Raw genomic sequence first — 18376 nt, 5'->3', positions numbered from 1 at the left:
ATTAACGTAACCGGAGATAATGAGTTACATTCTGGCTCTGGAATCCTTTTGCTATCAATAGATAAGTAATAGATGAAATTATGGTTGAGTAAATGGGCGCTTCAACCCAGCCGAGATCAAACCATAAGAAGAGTATTGCACCGCTAGCAAAGCCAGCAATCATTGAGAATAAAGCTGCGTAAATGTTTCCTTTAATATAACGAGAGAGTAACGTCGGTGCGACCAATGTTGCCATTAATGTTCCTGAGCCAAGTATCGCCAGCATCGATAACATAAAAGGTGGTGCGTAGAGCATACCGACAAACCCCATAAAACCTAACCCCCAAACTGCCGATCTATTTAGCAGCAGCAAGTGAGTATCCGCTAATTGACACTTTGGCCAGATCGCTTGTCTCAAATCGTGAGAAACTGATCCGGCAATCGAGTGCAGAACGGAGTTTGCGGTCGACTTCATTGCAAACAGAATGAACAGAGTAATGACAGCCGACACAGTTGGAGTTAAGAATGTCGTTAGAAAAACGGGCATTGCATTGTCAGCGTGTTCCAATCCGGGCACTTTCACTCTCATGTAAAGCCCAGCCAAAGGTACTAAACTGAGTAAACATGCGATAGGAGTCATGTATGCCGCCATATGATGAAGTTTGGTCGACTTATCCAGCGCCATAAATCTTACCGACATATAAGGTAAAGTGGTGGAATAGATAAAGGCATACGGTAAAACCAGAAATACGTGCCAACCTGTTGAACCATACGGACCTGAATCACTTGGCATAACTAATTGTGGGTCAATGGCATGCAGTGAATCAAACAGCTCAATGGGGGACATATCACTGAAAATGGTAAATACAATAATAAAGGCTGACACACACATACCAAGTACCATAAACGTATCAGTAAATGCCACTGCTGCAAGACCGCCAATAGACGTATAAAGAATGATTATGCCGATCATTATTAAAGATGCAGTGGTGTTATCAATACCGAGCCATTGGCCTGCAAGTAGCCCCAATGCTTTTACCTGCCCAACCAAAAATACCAGCAATAATAGAACAGTAATAATGGCGGCAAAAGCTTGCGTTAATCGCTGTATATGTTCTGGGCCACTATGACTTTTTGCGATGTATTCGGGAATGGTTAAGCTGCCCATACTTTGCGCTTTTTGATGTAAAAACCGAGCGCAAAATAGTACCGCGAGAACCATTGCTGGGGCGAAGAAGAAATTCCCCAGCAGTTCAATAGCACCATATTTGTAAGCAACACCTGGGGACCCCATAAATCCCCAGCCAGAAAAGCCTGTTGCTACGATAGTAGCGGCGCCGGTAAACGGGCCTAAACAATTGGCAGCCAAAAGGAACCCACTCTCACTTTCGTCAGACTTCATGATCTTGTTACTGTATAACGCCAGTCCAACCATAATGACAACAGTTAAAATCAGTAATCCCCAATTCAGAGCAGTATCCATGTTAGCGTCCTCAATTAATGGTCTAACTGGGCATCAGTATTTTGTGCTGCCTTTCTTTTTTTACTCATAGTAAAGACGATTTCACCCATACCACCACCGATAACCAATATACCACCTAAGGTTTGCAATGCTGTTAAGCTCTCTCCAAACATCATAATACCGATACCAGCACCAACTACTGTTTCCAAATAGGATACGCAAGCAAGTTCAGCAGCTTTCAAGTGTTTTGCGGCAATCGTTAGCAATGAAAGGGCACCGAATCCGATGAAGAAGCCCATTGAAATTAGCCAAACCCATGAACTAGTATCCATTTCGCTTAATGAAGGAGGGTTCATTAAGAAGAAGACTGCGATAGCAAGAGCGCCAAATAAGAAGTTAAAGAAAGAACGCGAATCAGAGCCAACATCAGTGCGGTAACGGCTAAAGAATAGGTATAAACCATAACCTAATCCTGATGCTAAACCTAACATATCACCTATAAAGTTCTCTTTAGAAAATGATAAAGAAACAGTTAAGCCAGATTGTGGATCATAATTAATGATACCAATAATAAACAAACAACCAATAAATACAGCGGTTAATAGACCCGCGGTTAATTTGGCTATTTTTTCTTTAAGGAAAATAGCCGCTAATATGGTTGAAAATACTGGTCCGGTATAAATTAAAAATACCGCATTTGCTAACGTTGTATATTTGGTAGAAGAAACATAAGCCGCTAGACATAACCCTAAACAAGCACCACTTGCAATAACTGCGGGAGATAGTTTTGTTTGTTTAATTAATGCCCATTTCCCTTGGTAAAGCATAATAGCCAAAATACAGAGTGCACCAACCGTCATTCTAGTAAAAGCAATAACGTCACCACTGGTATTAATATTTCGTGCAAATAAGCCAACACATCCCATTAGGGCTGCTGATACGATCATAGTCGTATAGCCCAACGTTTTTGTATTCATCTGTTACTCCTTAGGAGCGTGATACTTAGCAGAGTCTTCGAGCATCCCGCCATCTGTCGTTTCGTAATGAAAGTAAACAGCAGCGACTAATAACCACAATAGGACATTAGCAATGATAAACGCATCGATTGACCAGTAACCTGTTAGCATCAGTGATCCTTTAATGATTAAATTGATAGACTACGCGGTATGCGTAAGCTACTTGTTGTTTTATTCATCATTAATTAATGGCAAAAAGATAACTAGCAAAAACCTGCTATATAGTTGCTAATTGCTGCGATAAACAAATAAAACAGAGTTTGGCTTGGTATTTTGTGATCTCAATCAATTTGAATTGGAATGAATTTATTATTTAACAGTGAAATATATTGGATTGCATTATAAATGTGATCTGACATAGAAATATTAATCATTATTCTGAATAAACTGTGAGTTAATAACGAATAAATATTCCTATTAATTACTGGTTTTATATTATCTCATTGATTTTATTCATATCTAAAGTTTTGATAATTAAAAATATAATTTGATGGCTGAATTCAACTGTTATTCAGAAATATAGAGCCACGGCGATGCGTACGGTCTGCGTGAAATGACGATAATCTGTTTGTGATATGTTGCTTTCAGTAAAAAGAATAAAGTAAAACAGTAGAAAATTCGGGAAAGAGAGAAGAGGAAGAGAGCTAGAGATAACAGAGTAAACAAGTTAACAGTAATAAATAACTTTATGAGCGAGTAGTAAAAAAGTCAGCATAATGGCTGACTTTGACGATGATTGTTAGGCTTGAGTCTGATACGAGAAATGAGCGTAATCAAACGATAGTCGCTGCCTAATTATCAATACACATTTACTCGGCAGCTATGATTTAGAAGCAATAACTTCTATTTCAACTTTCGCATCAAGAGGTAACCTAGCCACCTCTACACAACTTCTTGCCGGGCAGTTGTCACCAAAAAACTCACCGTAAACTTGGTTTACCGTTGCAAAATCATTTAGGTCTTTAACAAATACCGTTGTTTTAACGATGTCAGTTTTGCTTAATCCCGCTTGCTTTACGATAGCTTCTACATTGGCAAGAGATTGTTTGGTTTGCTCGGCAACATCTTCAGGCATTTGACCCGTTGCTGGGTTAATTGGCAATTGACCTGAGGTATATAAAGTATTTGCTGTTAATTTGGCTTGCACATAAGGGCCAACTGCTGCTGGTGCGTCGTTGCTAAAAATAGTTTCGTTCATATGCTATGTTCTTATTTATTTTGAATAAAAAGGCCCAGCTCTATCGCTAGGCCAATGGATAATGGGTTTACTATGGAGCGTTATTTATTGACCATGATGTCGAGGATCTGTACATCGGTTTGAGTCATTGAACCGTTGGCAAGAGCGGACAAGTTCTTAATGGTTTTGTCTACATCATTGTCGACGATACCTTCGTTACCTGTCACACGAATATTATCCAACGCCATTAATGCCGATTTTACAGCGGCTCCCGCCGAAGAGGATACTTTCATAGAGCAGCTTGTTTTTGCTCCGTCACAAATAATGCCAGCGATGTCTCCGATCATACTGCATATAGAATGACTGACTTTTTCAAAGTCACCCCCCAATAGCCATGTCATAGCGGCAACAGAACCCATAGAAGCGGTCGTTGCGCCACAAAGAGCAGAGAGCTTGTTTTGATGACTCTTAATGTAAATCGCCATTAGGTGAGACAGCATCAAAGCGCGGATCATTTTTTCTCGGCTAACTTTAAGATGTTCAGCCACCACTACGACAGGCATTGTCGCGGCAATTCCTTGGTTACCAGAGCCAGAGTTGCTCATGGCTGGCTTCATTGCGCCATCCATGCGGGCATCGGAAGCCGCTGAAGTACGAGAAAGAACGTTAGTTAACAGCCCTTCGGACAGTAAGCCTCTTTCGATATTGCGCTGGAAAGTGGCTCCAATCTGTAATCCGTAGTTACCGGTTAACCCTTCTACTGAGAGAGCATCGTTTAAACGGTATGATTGTTCGATAAATTCAATCTGCTCAAGCGGTGCATTTAATGCGTAGTCGTAAATGTCTTCAGCTAATGCGTTGGCTAGGGGATGAGCGTTCTCTTGGTCATCTTCATTGCTAGCGTTTATTGGAGAGTCAGCAATAAATAGAGTCATTCCGTCTTTTTCAATAGACATGATATGCGTATGGCTATCTGCGATGGTAACTGACGCATAATGTTGTTCGTCATGAATGGTTACTTTGGCGTAAATGATATTGCTTACATCGGCAACGCCTACGGTTACCTTATCGCTATCAATCAGTTGCTTCGCTTTTGCGACATCGCCGTCGGTGATATCTTTTAGTACTTCAAGTTCTGCTTTAGAGTTACCGGCAATCGCCCCGACTGCTGCTGCAATAGGTAAACCGACCATGCCTGTACCCGGAACACCTACGCCCATGCCATTTTTCATTAAGTTTGGAGAAATTAAGGCAGAGATACTTTTAGGTTCGCCATCTAGATGCTCCATTGCAATGGCAGCAGCCAGCGCAACAGAAACAGGCTCAGTACATCCTAAAGCAGGTGCGACTTCTTTTTTCACAAGGTTAGTAAAGTCATTCCATAGTTCAGTTTTCATATTATCGGTCCTGACATAATTACGTTGAAGAGATGATGAGTCGGCGTGTAGTTAAGTGATCGCCAACATCTTTCTACTTCATTTATTCAATAACGATAATATACAAAGAAATAGGGAGATGATTTTTGCTTTGTTTACTTTGAATTGAACAATAAAGAGAAAATTATTCTCTTTATTGCGGGTGTCACGATGGTTTTGGTAGTTAAGTCACATTTAAATTGAGTACTTCAATGTTCCAGTCGAGTCAGAAACGACGCAGTTAAATTCGCTATTTATTAACATGCTGTACTTGCTTACCCTCAACATCAGAATGTAATCGAATGATTTCTACAAATTCATCAATATTGTCCACGACAAGAGTGGCAAGTTCAGGGTCGAATTGTTTACCCGATTCTGTTTTAAAGAGTTTAATAACTTTACTCACAGGCCACGCTTCTTTGTAACAACGTTTACTTAGTAAAGCATCAAGCACATCGGCGACGGCAGTAATACGTGACAAAATATCTATCTCCTCTCCCTTCTTACCACAGGGATAGCCATTTCCATCCCAGTGTTCATGATGTTCATAGGCAATTTTTGCTGCAAGTTTCATATAAGGGGAGTGACTGGATTTTAGCATTTTGTAGCCAATGGTGGTGTGACTCTGGATAATGGCAAACTCTTCGACAGTCAGTTTAGCCGGTTTATTCAGAATCATTTCTGGTATGGCAATTTTACCAACGTCATGAAGGGGGCTGACAATTTTTACTACATGTGTTTGATGTTCTGATAAGCCCCTTAATTGCGCTAGTTTTGTGGATATTTTTGCCACTCTTTTTACATGCTGTCCTGTTTCTCCGCTTCGATACTCAATAACCTCACCCAAAAAATAGATGAGCTCTTTTTGTGAGTCGATAATGCTTTGATCTAGTTGCTGCTGCTGGCGTTTTCTTGACTTTTTTTGCTGTATGCCAAACCACAATAGCACGAGAGAAATAATCAGCAGTACAATGGATGTTATGCTGAAAAAACTCATTTCTTTAGAGTAAAAAAACGATGGATTGCTTATATAAACAACCTTATTAAAAAGTTGTGCTAAAAAGCGATCAAGATCTGAGAAAAATGATTGAAGGCTTCGATCAAGTTGAGTGACGAATTTACCAATAAAAAAAGAGCTCGCTTTTCCATTTAATGCAACATTCAATATGCTCGATTTAGCTTCAAATAGAACGTCCTTTGTTGGTGAAGGTAATGGCTCTCCGTTGGTAGGTAGTACAGTAAATGCCAACAATAAAACGTATAAGCGTCTATAAAATTTCATGATTACCACGTTAACAAATCTTGGGGAAAATAATATATAACGAGAGATAACTAAGGTCTTTGCTTGTTTGATGAATCTAACTTGTTTAAGTAAAAGGTGACATTTGAGTAAGAATTTACCTTCAAACTAGTTAATAAATTCTTACATTTTTCTAATTCAAGCTCATAAAATAATCAACTTGTCTACTTCAACTAGCATGTTAATTAAAACTATATGATCGTATTCATATATGTTTGCAATAAAAAAATAATTTGCATGTTTTAATCTAATAAAAATTACAAATGTTACATTTCGTTGCCGGATACTATCTGTCTAATGCTATAAATTAAATGGCATTTTTACATGAAAAAAATGTTGTTCTGACAATTCCCTGCCGTGTTAATTTTGTGTGTGTTTAATTAAATGATATAGTCAATCCGGTATAACATGCTGTTTAGAATAGAGATTGTTCTATGAAAAATTATTATTTGCGCAACAAGTATTTTGTAATAAAATGTGTCGAAATTTTTATCACTGATTGACTAATGAAATCGATAATAATAAGCCTTATATTAATTTTTCTACTTCCAGTTACCTTATCTTTTGCTAGTAATGTTAAGGAGTTGGAGGGAGAGAGAACACTTTCTAAAATTCAAATGAACAGCAGTTACATGCGAGTTGGTTTGATTTTGGATAATGGCTACTCTCAAAACGCAATTAATGTGCTAGGCGATTTATATGGAATAGATGTCGATTATATGTCGTTGTTGAGTCGGTATATTAATGTTGAATTTAGATATTTTTCTTTCGAGAGTGAAAGTTCAGCCTACAAAGCGTTGCTTGCAGATAATATAGATGCAGTTGTCACTTCAAGTTCCTTGTTCAGTGAAGATACTAATTTAGTAAAATCTGATTCAATCTATAAAAGTAATCTGGCTAGTTGGTTTCTTAATCCAGAAAGTAATCAGTCAGATAAAGGTAGAAATAAAGTGGGTTGTATAATAACAAGCCCTTTTTGTAATCGCATAAAAAATAATAGTCAGGTGGTCTATGTAGATAACACAATCAAGGGAATGCGTATGGTGTTAGAAGGAGAGATCGACGGTTTTATAGATAGTTATGCGTTTATTGCTGAATACCTTGATAACTATGATATTAAACAGGGCGAATTAACCATTTTAGACAAAGATGCAACATTATCGACTTATCTAGTGACTGAGCAGGGAAATCGCAATCTGATATCGTTAGTTAATGAGGGAATTCAACGATTTAAACAAGATGGAAGCGACTTAACCGGCACAAAGAATCTGTATCATCAGCATGATCAAAAAATATCTCGCTTGATAAGTTCAATGAATCACCGAAAGGTGTTTCGCTATTCGATAGATGACAATCTTTATCCGCTGTTTTATCGCGATGGACAAGGTAATTTAGCGGGTTATATCTATGATTTTATTAATCTTCTTCAAGCTCGGTCTGGCTTAATATTTGAATATGTTTCAGATGAAGGGAAGTCAATATCTGAAATGATAGAAAAAGGTGATATCGACTTTGTCCCTATTGTTAAACCATTTGATGATCTAAATGAAAATATAGTGAGCTCTAAACCATATATAAACGTTAGCTACGTTAAAGTGGAATTAAGGGATAAAAAAGGAAACAGAGCGAATAATGAAAAGATGGGCGTACTGGTAAGGAATAATATTTTTTCATTCAGAAGAGGGAAGGAAAAATTTGGTAACGATGTACGTATATATTCAGATGCTAAAGAGATGCTAAGTGATTTAGACCAAGGTGTGATAAATACGGTCGTTATGACAAGTCAAATAGCAAAGAGTTTTCTTATTCGCAATGAAGATGATAAGTATAAAATAGATAGTAATGTAGATTATTTGAATAAAATTGGCCAGGTTGCACTAGGAGTGTCTGCTAATAACCCTTTGTTATTAAATGCATTAAATAGCGTTATAGATGTAATAGATAATAATGAAATATTATCCTTATTTAACTCATACAAAAAATTTGATCTTGTATATGGGTATGAGAAAAGTTTCATTAACTCAATTGCACTGGTTATTATCGTGTTAGTTCTATCCGTGGCTATCATCACGGTCTTAGTTCTGAGGAACTTGAAGTTACAAGTTAATCTAAGAAAACTGTCTGAGGGTAGGGTCAAGCAACAACTTCTTTGGTTACAAGAAGTAATTAATGAACTTCCTGATATGATCGTTATTCGAGATAGAAATATGAATATCGTCTTAACAAATGAAGAGTACAAAAGAAACAGCTCGTTATTTTCCTCGTTAGCTTATGGTTCAAAGTCAGAAACAAAAGCGCTATTAACTGATGAGCAGGATGTTTATTCAATAATGATCGATAGTTTAGTAATACGTGACACTATTAAGCTTGAACAACCTCATAATCGCATTCAGTACCTTAACTTGATGCATAAAAGTATTGTTAACCCTGTAACTAAAGAGAACTTTATATTATCGAGTTTTCAAGATGTAACGGTATTGAAACAGCAAGAGATAGATCTCATAGAAGCCAACAAAAAAGCAGAGACAGCGATGAATGCTCGCAGTCAGTTTCTTGCCAATATGAGTCATGAACTTCGCACGCCAATAGCCGGAATGTTGGGGTTGTTGGAGCTGTTAAAACAAAAGATCAGCTCGAAAGAGGCACTGTATTTAGTCGATAATATTCATGCATCAAGCAGCAATCTGCAATTACTGGTAAATGATGTGCTTGATTTTTCAAAGATTGAAGCCAATCAGTTCAGTTTAGATGTTTCATCAACCGAAATATACACAGTCATCGGCAGTTTATTGCGCTGTCATCAGGCTGCTGCTAAAGAGAAAAAACTGGCGTTTGAAGTAGAGTGGACGCCGTTTAATATTGAATTTATGGATATTGATACCCTTAGATTTAGTCAGGTAATCAATAACCTAATGTCGAATGCCATTAAGTTTACAGATAAGGGATCTATTCGAGTTTCCATTGCCGTTGAAAACGACTATCTGCATATAGAGATAAAAGACAGTGGCATTGGCATAGAAGCCGATAAGCTATCGAGTATTTTTAAACCGTTTGAACAGGCTGATGGCTCTATAGCACGAAGTTATGGAGGAACAGGATTAGGCCTGTCTATCGTCAATAGTTTAGTCAGTTTATTGCAAGGCGATCTAGAGATAAAAAGTACGGTTAACAAGGGGACGACAGTTTATCTGCGCTTTCCTGTTGTTGCGGCTATTCCGTTCAAAAAACTGCCTTTAAAATGTTCTGTGCGCTACCTCGGGGATAACAAGACGCTCAATTACTGGCTCAATACGTGGGGGGGCGACCCAAGTGTTGCCGAGAACGCCATTCAGCAAGAAACAGCCGATGCAGTTAGCAGCAAGGTAGCCATTTCTCACTGCGATGAAGAGATAATTAATGTGACTCATTGTGAGGATGATGAGCATAAACAGCTTCTGCAGATGTCTGAGTCCTGTTTTTATCCGGATTTACTGCTAAATACGCTAAGACAAAAAGAAGTATCAGCAGCAGAAAATACCCTCACGTTTGATGAAAATCGCTCTATTCGAGTATTGGTGGCTGAAGACCACGCGATTAACCGTGTATTGATTGAACAACAGCTAGAAAGACTCGGTGTTCAGTACAAAATAGTGGCTGATGGGGAGCAAGCATATCAAGAGCTGGAAAGGTCGGCGTCACATTATCATGTGCTATTAACTGATTATCACATGCCCAAGTTAGATGGCCTTTCTCTTGCCCATAAAGTTCGTGAACAACTTCCTGAATTTAATGATAAGAAAATAATTGCTATGACGGCAGAAGTTTCAAACCGAATCAACTTGGAAACAGAAGAGGGAGGGTTTGAACAGATCTTATATAAGCCGTACACCCTGCAAGATCTTGCTGAGGTACTGCTAGAAAATGTACCGAGTAAAGCTAAAAAGGAAGTGGATTTCTTATCACTGTTCAGTGACATTTTTTGCCAGACAATGAGTGCCGATATGGAAGTGTTGGCAGCGAGTATTGACGACTATGACGATGCCTTTGTTAAAAAGGTTGTTCATAGAATCAAAGGTGGCGCTATCTCAGTGGGCTTAACAAGCATTTCCGATGAAGCGACAGAAATAGAGTCACTTATAGATCAAGATGTGAATAGAGAGAAAGTAATTAAACAAGTCAGCGTCCTTATGGATGCAATAAGTAAGGAAATAAAAGCGCTTAATCGCTAACCGTATAATTTATTGAATATTTGATGAGGAAAAACCATGTATATTAAAAACAATGGCGTCAACTTTTTAATCGTTGATGATCACCCGTTAGTCTGCGCTGCAATTTCTCATATGCTGAATGAGAAAGAGTATACACATTCTATCTCGGAGGCGAATAATGCCTTGGATGCGATGAAACTGGTGAAAGAGAATAATATCGATTTTATTGTTCTTGATGTTGATTTGGTCGATTCAGATGGTTTTGAATTTTTACGTAGAGCAAAAGCGTATGGTTATGCTGGGAAAGTGTTGTTTGTTTCCGTGCATAATACCACTCTGTACGCCGAAACTGCATATAAGTTAGGGGCCAACGGTTATGTGACCAAAACCGAGGGGATGAATGATATTAGAGAAGCTGTAGAGGCCATCTTAAAGGGTTATAGTGTGTTTAAATCTAATGAATTCAATACTATGTCGGATAAAGAGACCAAACTATCTAAGCGTGAAGCCGTAGTGTTTAACTATCTAATACGTGGGTTGTCCAATAAAGAGATCGCACAAAACCTCTCGCTCAGCTCAAAAACGGTCAGCACTTACAAAGTCAGAATTTTTGATAAGTACAAAGTTAAATCACTGGTCGAGCTGATTAAGATAAAAGATATGGTTGTGTGAAAATGAACCGATATGCGTGGTCATTGCTAAAAAAAGGGTTCTTTTTTTAGGAGAACCCAAGGAAGGGAATTATTTTTATTTATCAAGTGACCTTTAGATCAAGCGCTTCATCTTAAGGTCTTTTGAGTATGTAGCTTAATAAGAAGTGCGCTTGTAATCACGATAGTTGGCGGTCCAGAAATTAGCGACAATTTTATCCATCAACTTCTCGTCGCTGAGTACCGCCGCGTAATTTTGTTCCATGGCTTTTTTAGCAACAGCAAATGCGATTTGAATAGAGACTTCTCTTATTTTTTCTAATGATGGTAAAAGAGCGCCAAAGCCATTGATGGCGAGCGGAGAGCAGTCCGCTAATGCGCGGCTAGATTCCATTAACATTTCATTCGTAATCCGTTTGGCCCCAGATGCCAGAACACCTAAACCAATACCAGGGAATATGTAGCTGTTATTGCATTGAGCAATGGTAATACTTCTATTATCAAGTTGAACCGGATCAAATGGGCTACCTGTTGCAACTAACGCTTTTCCATTGGTCCATTTTAAAATGTCTTCAGGTGTCGCTTCTACTCGGCTAGTAGGGTTAGACAATGGAAATATGATCGGACGTGCACAATGCTTGTGCATCTCTTTAACCACTTCTTCACTAAAGAGTCCTGGCGCACCAGATACTCCTATAAGAACCGTAGCTTTTGCATTTTTCATTACGTCTAGCAACGAGTGCTCGTTTGAGTCCGTTTGCCATTTAGTCAGTCGTTGGCGTTTGACGAGCAGTTTTTTCTGAAAGTCGAGTAGATTTGGCATATCGTCGGTTAATAAACCCCATCGATCGACCATATAAATCTGGCTACGAGCTTGTTTATCAGAAATCCCCTCAGACACCATCTGAGCAATAATCGCTTCTGCAATGCCACAGCCTGCGGAGCCCGCACCTAAAAAGGCGATAGTTTGTTGGCTAAGTAGCGTCTTAGCCGCTTTACATGCAGCGATAAGAGAGCCAACGGTAACCGCCGCAGTACCTTGAATATCATCATTAAAACAGCACAACTGGTCTTTATACCGGTTTAATAAAGGCATCGCGTTTTTCTGAGCAAAATCTTCAAACTGCACCAAGGCGTCAGGCCAGCGATTTTTGACTGCTTGAATGAATTTATCGACAAACTTGTCATACTCTTGTCCCGAAATCCTAGGGTGTCGCCATCCCATATACATAGGGTCAGAGAGTCGTTGAGGATTGTTGGTTCCTGCGTCTAAAACAATGGGCAAGGTGTAAGCAGGGCTGATGCCTCCACATGCCGTATATAAAGAGAGTTTACCAATCGGGATCCCCATTCCACCAATACCTTGATCTCCGAGCCCTAAAATTCTTTCTCCGTCAGTAACCACAATAATTTTCACGTTATGTCGAGTAGCATTGTTGAGGATTTCTTCAATTCTATCCCGATTAGGGTAGGAGATAATTAACCCTCGTGCACGTCTGTAGATGCTAGAAAAACGCTCACAGGCGGTGCCAACCGTAGGGGTATAAATGATCGGCATCATTTCCGAGATATGGTTTTGAACTAATCGATAAAAAAGTGTTTCATTAGTGTCTTGGATATTTCGCAAGTAGACATGGCGATCAATATCATTTTCAAAGCTACTAAATTGTTGGTATGCGCGTTCTGCCTGTTCTTCAATGGTTTCAATTGCATCGGGCAGAAGACCTTCCAAATTGAAGACTGAGCGTTCGTTCTTGGAAAACGCACCGCCCTTATTTAACAGCGGAGATTCTAATAACGCTGGACCAGCATAAGGAATATATAAGGGTTTACGATTCTCGTTCATATTAAACTCTGAAAAATGTGATGTAAAAAGGTAAGGTTTTTATTATTGGTAACTTTCACGAAAGATAAATTAAAACTCAATCTTTAACAATTCAAATAACTGCAATTCTTCTTGCTATTAATGTAAGCTATATTTAAATGTTCTCAAAAAAACCACCTAAAATAGCAAAAATATTGAAGTATAAGAAAGTAAAACTGGCGAACCGATAATGTGATGAATAGATCTATGTCTCATAAGTAACTATTTAATTTATCAATACTGATTGCTTTCCATTGTGATTAGTGAAGTGACAAAAACGGCGTCGCCAGGGTGAAAAGTGAACTGTAGCAATAAGATAGGGTGATGTATGGTATGAAGTAATAGCTGATAGTGATGACTGAAAACTATGACTATTGCAAAAATTGAAATGGTTATCCGTTTTATTGTGATTGTTATAACTGTGCTGGTTGATTAATCATGTCGCCGAAAATACATACAGGGATCTATTTATATACCCTACATATTAATGAATAGATCTTATCTACACTATATTCAAAAGGAATGCCTATGTCTGCGCACAGCCTTACTATAAATAACCAAGAACGAACGGGAACAAATAAAAAAACCATAATATTTTTTTTAGATGTATTGCTCTTTATTTTACTACTAAATTTTTTACCATTTGAAGAAAATATAGTAACAGGTTTAAGTCTGTTAATTTTTATTGCGATACTTTGGCTTACTGAAGCGATTGATGTGAGTATGTCAGCAATATTGGTTCCTATTCTAGCGGTTGTTCTTGGGGTTTTTGATACAGCAAAAGCCCTAAGCAGTTTTTCTGATCCAATTATATTTCTGTTCCTCGCCGGATTTGCTTTGGCTGCGGCGCTTCACCGCCAAGGATTAGACCAAGCGATTGCAAATAAGGTCTTAGTCATAGCGAAGGGGCGTATGTCGGTGGCAACGTTAATGTTGTTTGGCGTGACAGCTGTCCTATCTATGTGGATCAGCAACACCGCAACCACGGCAATGATGCTACCTATGGTGCTTGGCATACTGCAAAAGGTTAATGCAGAGAAAGAGAGGAATACCTATGTTTTTGTTTTATTGGGAATAGCGTATTGTGCCAGTATTGGCGGTATTGCCACCATTGTAGGCAGTCCGCCAAACGCAATTGCAGCAGCTGAAGTTGGACTGAGCTTTACTGAGTGGATGAGCTACGGCGTGCCGATGACAATTATGCTGTTGCCATTGTCGGTATTTATCCTCTATATCAAACTAAAACCTAACCTAAACCACACCTTCGAGATAAAGAGCGATGAGTTAGTGTGGAACAATCAGAAAAAAATCACCTTAGTTATCTTTGTTATTACTGTTTTGCTATGGATGTTCAGTAAACCGATCAATGCCATGTTAGGCGGTGTAAGCAAGTTAGATACTTTAGTTGCGGTGTCAGCAATGATAATGCTTGGCGTATCTAGAGTGGTTGAGTGGAAGGACATTGAGAGATCCACTGACTGGGGGGTTCTGATGTTGTTTGGCGGCGGTATATGTTTAAGCAACGTATTAAAAACCTCTGGTACCAGTCTATTTCTGGCTCATAGTTTGAGTGATTTTTTAAGCTCTGCTGGACTAATGATAACGATAATCTCGGTGGTGGCTTTTGTTGTATTCCTTACTGAATTCGCTAGTAACACTGCTAGTGCAGCGTTATTGGTTCCTGTGTTTGCTTCTATTGCTGAAGCTATGGGTGTATCTCCTGTAATTTTATCCGCGTTAATTGCTGTGTCGGCTTCTTGCGCATTTATGCTACCTGTCGCCACACCGCCTAATGCAATCGTATTTGGTTCTGGGTACATTACTCAGTCTGACATGATGAGAACAGGTTTTATTCTTAACATCGTCTGTATTATCGCTATTAGTATTCTTTCCTATTTATTGTGGTAACAGAGTCATAAATTGCCGATTGCCATTGAGCTAGTGTCACACAACGGCAACACAGAGTTGTAGTGTTGCCGTTGTGCTTTACGCTTTATATAGAAAAACTAGCAAAATAGATGATGGTGGTCATGCTGTTAGTAATTGTATACGACGTATTGATCCTGTTTATGATTAACTTAATAGGTATCTCTACCTCTACTATCCAGACATAATATTGAGTAATCCGCGATGAACTTAAAGTCTTTACAAATATTCGCTACCATAATGAAGCAAGGTTCCCTTGCAAAAGCGGCAGATCATCACTGTCTTAGTGAGTCTGCAGCAAGTCGCCAAATTAGCCAACTGGAAGGTCAAATTGGTTTTAAACTGTTTTCAAGGGAAAAAAGAAATTTAAAACCTACTGCTAAAGGTGATGAGTTCTATAAAGAAATTCGCCGTATCTTATACGGACTCGATGAAATCCCCGATATCGTCGAAGATATAAAACGTACTGATAAAACTCAGCTTAGAGTTATTGGTATCCCGAGATTAGTACGCCATATTATCTCTCCTGCGGTGGCGCAGATCTGCCAGCAACATCAAGATGCTAAGATCCATGTTGATATTCAAGCTATGCGCACGCTAGAAAAGTGGGTGGCCGGTTTTCAATTTAATATTGGATTAGGCAGAGTACCGGCTGAACACCCAGCTATAGTGACAAAGACTTTTTGTTCATTGCCGACGGTGGTCATTCTTCCGTATAACCATCCACTATCAAAGCGCTCAGAACTCACGTTGGCTGAGCTTGATGACTTGCCTCTCATTACTTTAATCAATGACACATTTTTAGCACAGAACATAGCCAATCTATTCCATGCAGAAGGTCGACCCATCAAACCTGTGGTAGAGGTCGCCAGCTCATTTCACGCATGCAGCATTGTAGCGTCAGGTTATGGTTTTACATTAGGTGATCCTTTAGCTGCTCATAGTATGGGAGAAAATAGCGTATCAATTGTTCCTTTGAAAACTGATTTTCGATTTGATTTTGCTTTCTTTGAGCCGAAGGATTTCGAATTGAGTGAAGCAACAAAAATATTTAAACAACAAATAGAGGTGGTTTCTAAAGAGTACTGCACTAAATACGGTTATTAACCTCTAACTAATGAATAAAAAATGCTCTTTCTTAAGGGCATTTTTTATATTATGACGATCTCGATATCTCTTATCTAAAAAAGCCTGCCAACGATCACATCGTTCTATTTATTAAATTATATATCATAGCAATTGCAATCCATTTATAGCTACTTAAATAGCAAAAATTTATGCGGTTCTTAATATATGAAATATGCGCTGAATCGCAAAATTATAAATCTATGTTGTAAGTCACAATGTAAATATAAAGTTTTCATCTTTGTAATATACAAAATAACACAAGGTAAGTTGTTATGTAACCTGTTGTTTTTGTTTGCTTTATATTCCATTTATTTTGTGTGGTTATGTTAACGAAATGCTGTGAAAAAGTATAGATGCAAATAGCGCAACTGTACTTGGTTTAATTGAAATTGTTGAAAGTATCACTCGGGTTTATGTTTGCGTTAGATGATATGCATATGTCACTAACAAAAACAAAATAGAAGCCAGTAGCTCTTTTCTGGCGGTTTAATTTATTTAACCTGGATGCTAGAACTATGAATCAGACTGTAGCAAAACCAACACCGGGAAATATACTTCGCAATAGTCAAGATAGCGAACCATTTATTGTCGCGAAAACTATTCCTCTCGCGCTAATTATTATAATTAGCATTGTCATGTGGCAATTTACTCCTCCTGCTGGATTAGAGTTGCCCGCATACCACACAGCCATCATCTTTATTGCAACCATAGCCGCGATTGTGGCGAATGTACTGCCGACAGGTGCAGTAGCAGTAATTAGCCTAGCGGTATACGCAGTAACCAGACCTGGCGGTGAAGCCGGCGCGAAACAAGCAATAATCAGCTCACTAAGCCATTTTGATAACGCCCTTATCTGGTTGATTATTATTGCCTTTATGATAGCGCGAGCATTTACTAAAACAGGACTAGGGCGTCGTATTGCTCTGTTATTGCTAAGTAAATTTGGTAAATCTTCATTAAGAGTCGCGTACTGTCTAGGTATTGCTGATTTTCTTATTGCACCAGCAACACCAAGTAATACAGCTCGATCTGCCATTGTTTCGCCTATTGCTGACTCGCTAGCTAAGACCATCAATAAGTCAGATAAAAAACTGGGTAAGTACTTAATCTCGAGCGCCAGTGCGATGAATGATGCGTCTGCTATCGGTTTTCAAACTGGCTTTGCAGGAAACCTTGCGCTAGTAGGCATCGCTTCTACTGTTGCCGGTATTACATTAACCTTCGCGGACTGGGCGCTTTATTTGCTGCTTCCTGCGTTATGTTTGCTGCTAGTCACACCTTATGTGCTGTATCGCGTTATTTCACCAGAAACAAAAGAGACACCAGAAGCGCCGGAATTCGCCAAGGGTGAGTTGAAGAAAATGGGTGCGATGACTTTAAGTGAGTGGAAGTTAGTCAGCGTATTTGTTGGCCTCATTGTTATGTGGGTTGGCGGAAAAACTTTAGGACTACACTCAACTACGTCGGCATTTGTAGGGCTATCAGCATTGCTGCTAATGGGCGTATTAAGCTGGAATGATATCAAGTCGGAAAAAGGCGCTTGGGATACATTGATCTGGTTTGCCGTACTGATGGGAATGGCGAGTAAGCTAAAAACATTAGGCTTTACGGGCTGGGTGGGTAACCTTGTCTCTGATGCACTAGCTAGTGGCATGGGTGATGCGAGTGCCACTATGTTCTTAGTCGCTATGATGGGTTTCTACCTATTTACAGCTTACTTCTTTGCGTCTGGAACCGCTAAGGTTGTGGCACTTGGTCCTGTAATTATTGGCGCGTTGATGGGATTGGGTGTATCACCACTTATTTCTGTATTGGCTGTCGCGGGTATTACAAACCTAGGTTGTAACTTGAGTACTTATAGCCACGCACGTAACCCGTTACTTATTGGCTACGGTTACCATACCGATAGCGAATGGATGAAGACAGGCTTAGTTATTTCCATTAGTGGTGCCATTCTCTTTATGATTGTTGGCCTTATCTGGTGGAATGTACTGGGTATTATGTAACCGATTTTACAAATTCTTATAATAATAAAATACAGACTCATACTTTTGCCGACATTGCCCCAACGACTTTGTCGGCTTTTTTGAGAACACAATATTCGTTGAATAAATATACATACGCTCATTTTGCCGTTTTATATTCATAAGAACCAAAAACAATTAAATACACTGGAGGATAACTGTGAAAACCATAACCACAGATATCGCGGTCATCGGCGCTGGCGGCGCCGGTCTTCGTACTGCTATCGCAGCGGCTGAAGCCAACCCCG

General features: G+C 39.1%; 12 protein-coding genes. 5 read left to right on the top strand and 7 right to left on the bottom strand.

The window, feature by feature from the left end:
- Window position 1: 1 nt before the first annotated feature.
- The 6 genes from F0227_RS13005 to F0227_RS12980 all read right to left on the bottom strand — a co-directional run bounded on the left by F0227_RS13005 (window position 2) and on the right by F0227_RS12980 (window position 6331).
- A complete protein-coding gene (locus F0227_RS13005; protein ID WP_171753646.1) occupies window positions 2-1462 on the bottom strand; it encodes a sodium:solute symporter family protein in 1461 nt (486 codons plus the stop codon).
- A gap of 14 nt (window positions 1463-1476) precedes the next feature.
- Entirely contained in the window at window positions 1477-2418 is a 942-nt protein-coding gene (locus F0227_RS13000) for a DMT family transporter (RefSeq protein WP_171753645.1), read from the bottom strand.
- Between the two features lie 3 nt (window positions 2419-2421).
- Complete coding sequence (locus F0227_RS12995) at window positions 2422-2568, bottom strand: hypothetical protein (protein WP_171753644.1); 147 nt, start codon at window positions 2566-2568, stop codon at window positions 2422-2424.
- A gap of 709 nt (window positions 2569-3277) precedes the next feature.
- The gene (locus F0227_RS12990; RefSeq protein WP_171753643.1) at window positions 3278-3655 is read right to left on the bottom strand and encodes a RidA family protein; all 378 of its coding nucleotides are present in this window, start codon (window positions 3653-3655) and stop codon (window positions 3278-3280) included.
- Between the two features lie 80 nt (window positions 3656-3735).
- On the bottom strand, window positions 3736-5031 hold the full coding sequence (locus F0227_RS12985) for an L-serine ammonia-lyase, iron-sulfur-dependent, subunit alpha (protein WP_171753642.1): 1296 nt from the start codon (window positions 5029-5031) through the stop codon (window positions 3736-3738).
- 268 nt (window positions 5032-5299) lie between these two features.
- Entirely contained in the window at window positions 5300-6331 is a 1032-nt protein-coding gene (locus F0227_RS12980; protein ID WP_171753641.1) for an HD domain-containing phosphohydrolase, read from the bottom strand.
- 524 nt (window positions 6332-6855) lie between these two features.
- Here F0227_RS12980 and F0227_RS12975 point away from each other — a divergent pair.
- Both F0227_RS12975 and F0227_RS12970 read left to right on the top strand, forming a co-directional pair.
- Window positions 6856-10557 carry an ATP-binding protein gene (locus F0227_RS12975; RefSeq protein WP_171753640.1) on the top strand — a complete coding sequence of 1234 codons (3702 nt, stop codon included), beginning with the start codon at window positions 6856-6858 and terminating at the stop codon, window positions 10555-10557.
- Between the two features lie 36 nt (window positions 10558-10593).
- Window positions 10594-11208 carry a response regulator transcription factor gene (locus tag F0227_RS12970; RefSeq protein WP_171753639.1) on the top strand — a complete coding sequence of 205 codons (615 nt, stop codon included), beginning with the start codon at window positions 10594-10596 and terminating at the stop codon, window positions 11206-11208.
- Window positions 11209-11343: 135 nt separating this feature from the next.
- Here the strand turns inward: F0227_RS12970 and F0227_RS12965 are convergent, their stop codons facing one another.
- Window positions 11344-13032 (bottom strand): NAD-dependent malic enzyme, encoded by a 1689-nt coding sequence (locus tag F0227_RS12965; RefSeq protein WP_171753638.1) that lies wholly within the window; start codon window positions 13030-13032, stop codon window positions 11344-11346.
- Between the two features lie 546 nt (window positions 13033-13578).
- On the opposite strand from F0227_RS12965, the gene F0227_RS12960 reads away from it, so the two are divergent.
- The 3 genes from F0227_RS12960 to F0227_RS12950 all read left to right on the top strand — a co-directional run bounded on the left by F0227_RS12960 (window position 13579) and on the right by F0227_RS12950 (window position 18110).
- Complete coding sequence (locus F0227_RS12960; RefSeq protein ID WP_171753637.1) at window positions 13579-14958, top strand: DASS family sodium-coupled anion symporter; 1380 nt, start codon at window positions 13579-13581, stop codon at window positions 14956-14958.
- 222 nt (window positions 14959-15180) lie between these two features.
- A complete protein-coding gene (locus tag F0227_RS12955) occupies window positions 15181-16083 on the top strand; it encodes a LysR family transcriptional regulator (RefSeq protein ID WP_171753636.1) in 903 nt (300 codons plus the stop codon).
- Between the two features lie 536 nt (window positions 16084-16619).
- A complete protein-coding gene (locus tag F0227_RS12950; RefSeq protein ID WP_171753635.1) occupies window positions 16620-18110 on the top strand; it encodes a DASS family sodium-coupled anion symporter in 1491 nt (496 codons plus the stop codon).
- Window positions 18111-18376: the final 266 nt, after the last annotated feature.

The sequence above is a fragment of the Vibrio sp. 99-8-1 genome (assembly GCF_013114595.1).
Classification (GTDB): Bacteria; Pseudomonadota; Gammaproteobacteria; order Enterobacterales; family Vibrionaceae; genus Vibrio.
Note: the sequence above shows the minus strand (reverse complement) of the source record. Positions and strands in the feature narration are given on the sequence as shown.

What these genes read in the sequence shown, in the direction of transcription:
- F0227_RS13005 (WP_171753646.1), bottom strand. Translation starts at nt 1,462, where the DNA reads ATGGATACTGCTCTGAATTGGGGATTACTGATTTTAACTGTTGTCATT.
- F0227_RS13000 (WP_171753645.1), bottom strand. Translation starts at nt 2,418, where the DNA reads ATGAATACAAAAACGTTGGGCTATACGACTATGATCGTATCAGCAGCC.
- F0227_RS12995 (WP_171753644.1), bottom strand. Translation starts at nt 2,568, where the DNA reads ATGCTAACAGGTTACTGGTCAATCGATGCGTTTATCATTGCTAATGTC.
- F0227_RS12990 (WP_171753643.1), bottom strand. Translation starts at nt 3,655, where the DNA reads ATGAACGAAACTATTTTTAGCAACGACGCACCAGCAGCAGTTGGCCCT.
- F0227_RS12985 (WP_171753642.1), bottom strand. Translation starts at nt 5,031, where the DNA reads ATGAAAACTGAACTATGGAATGACTTTACTAACCTTGTGAAAAAAGAA.
- F0227_RS12980 (WP_171753641.1), bottom strand. Translation starts at nt 6,331, where the DNA reads ATGAAATTTTATAGACGCTTATACGTTTTATTGTTGGCATTTACTGTA.
- F0227_RS12975 (WP_171753640.1), top strand. Translation starts at nt 6,856, where the DNA reads ATGAAATCGATAATAATAAGCCTTATATTAATTTTTCTACTTCCAGTT.
- F0227_RS12970 (WP_171753639.1), top strand. Translation starts at nt 10,594, where the DNA reads ATGTATATTAAAAACAATGGCGTCAACTTTTTAATCGTTGATGATCAC.
- F0227_RS12965 (WP_171753638.1), bottom strand. Translation starts at nt 13,032, where the DNA reads ATGAACGAGAATCGTAAACCCTTATATATTCCTTATGCTGGTCCAGCG.
- F0227_RS12960 (WP_171753637.1), top strand. Translation starts at nt 13,579, where the DNA reads ATGTCTGCGCACAGCCTTACTATAAATAACCAAGAACGAACGGGAACA.
- F0227_RS12955 (WP_171753636.1), top strand. Translation starts at nt 15,181, where the DNA reads ATGAACTTAAAGTCTTTACAAATATTCGCTACCATAATGAAGCAAGGT.
- F0227_RS12950 (WP_171753635.1), top strand. Translation starts at nt 16,620, where the DNA reads ATGAATCAGACTGTAGCAAAACCAACACCGGGAAATATACTTCGCAAT.